Source organism: Nocardia tengchongensis (assembly GCF_054781395.1).
The window spans coordinates 1-1,627 of record NZ_BAAGUM010000014.1 but is presented as its reverse complement, the minus strand read 5'-3'; the positions used below and the strand labels follow the sequence as shown (position 1 = coordinate 1,627).

Below are 1,627 nucleotides of genomic sequence, written 5' to 3'. Positions count from 1 at the left end.
CGTAGAGCAGCACCCCGAGGTTGTACAGCGCGCCCGCGTGGCCGGTGTCGGCGGCTTTGCGGTACCAGGTCTCGGCGTCGGCGAGCTCGCCCCGCTTCTTGAGCAGCAACCCGAGGTTGGTCATCGCGCGCCCGTGGCCGGTGTCGGCGGCTTTGCGATACCAGGTCTCGGCGTCGGCGAGCTCACCCCGCTCGTAGAGCAGGAACCCGAGGTTGGTCATCGCGTCCGCGTCGCCGGTGTCGGCGGCTTTGCGATACCAGGTCTCGGCGTCGGCGAGCTCACCCCGCTTCTCGAGCAGGAACCCGAGGTTGTGCATCGCGTCCGCGCGGCCGGTGTCGGCGGCTTTGCGATACCAGATCTCGGCGTCGGCGAGCTCACCGTGCTGATGAAGGTGGTATCCGAGACGGAACATCCTCTCGGGGTTGTGCGGGTCCGCGGCGTGGGCGCGCCGAGCATCGGTGAGCTCCTGGTTTGTCTCGACCGTTGGTGGTGTGGCCGGTGCGCGAGGCGGCGCGAGTGTGGTGGCGGTGACCGCGCGCCGCAGATCCGCCACCAACTCCTGACCTGAGTGATACCGATCAGCGGGGTCCTTGGCCAGCGCGGTCGCGATCACCGCATCCAAGTACACCGGCAGGTCCGGGCGCAGCGCATGCGCCGACGGAACCGCCGCGGTCAGGTGCGCGGTCATGAACTCGATCGGAGCCTGACGCGGGAACGGGAGCTGCCCGGTGAGCAGTTGGAACATCGTGCATCCGAGGGAGTAGATATCGGCACGATGATCGACAGGCCCCGCGGTGAAACGCTCGGGTGCTGCATAGGGCAGCGACATCGCGACGCTGGTCGCGGTAGTCGCGGAATCGGCCGCGCGGGCGATCCCGAAGTCGGTGAGCACCGTCTTCTGCCCGTGGCGGGGATCGTGCTCGAGAAGCAGGTTCGCCGGCTTCACATCCCGATGCAACACCCCCTGCGCGTGCGCGTGATCGAGCGCGTGAGCAGTATCGGTCACCAGCGCGACCACTTGCTCGATCGGCAGCCCGCGCGGCGCGCCCGCCAGCAGAGCAGCGGCGTCACCGCCGGCGATGTGCCGCATCGACAACCACAACGCCTCATCACCGGGGTCGCTGCGATCGTAGACCTGGACGATGTTGGGGTGATCGAGTTGTGACACCAACGCCGCCTCCCGATCGAACGCCGCCCGTGTCCCAGCCTCAGCAGCCCACTGATCGTGCAGAACTTTCAGCGCCACATCACGTTTCAGTCGTGGATGCCGGGCGAGATAGACCACACCCATCCCGCCGGCACCCAACCGCGCCTTGATCAGGTACCCCGCGAACACCGACCCTACGGCCACCACAACGCCCACCCCGATCCATTCGGCGACGATCCACCGCCCTGCAGGCAGGCTACGGACCACCACTTTCACCAGTCCAGCAAAACCCTTAATCCCTCACGCCCGGTTCGGTTCCCGACACTCGGCAGCCCAGACGCATTCCAAACGAACGGGTTTCCGAACACCTCGACCTGCGAGAACAACAGGCGCTCAACAGCTGTGCTCACGTTCGGCCGACGATCTTGGTCTCAACTGGTCAGTGCATCGTTCGACTCGACAGGGTAGCGCGGCCGCCAA

Annotated in this window: 1 protein-coding gene; it reads right to left on the bottom strand. The window is 66.7% G+C overall.

Going from position 1 to position 1,627, the window contains the following annotated elements; genetic code table 11:
* Positions 1-1,417, bottom strand: a 1,417-nt coding sequence (locus tag ACYVKL_RS26460) for a serine/threonine-protein kinase (protein WP_460773151.1), incomplete at its 3' end; no start/stop codon positions are given.
* Positions 1,418-1,627 lie beyond the last annotated feature (210 nt).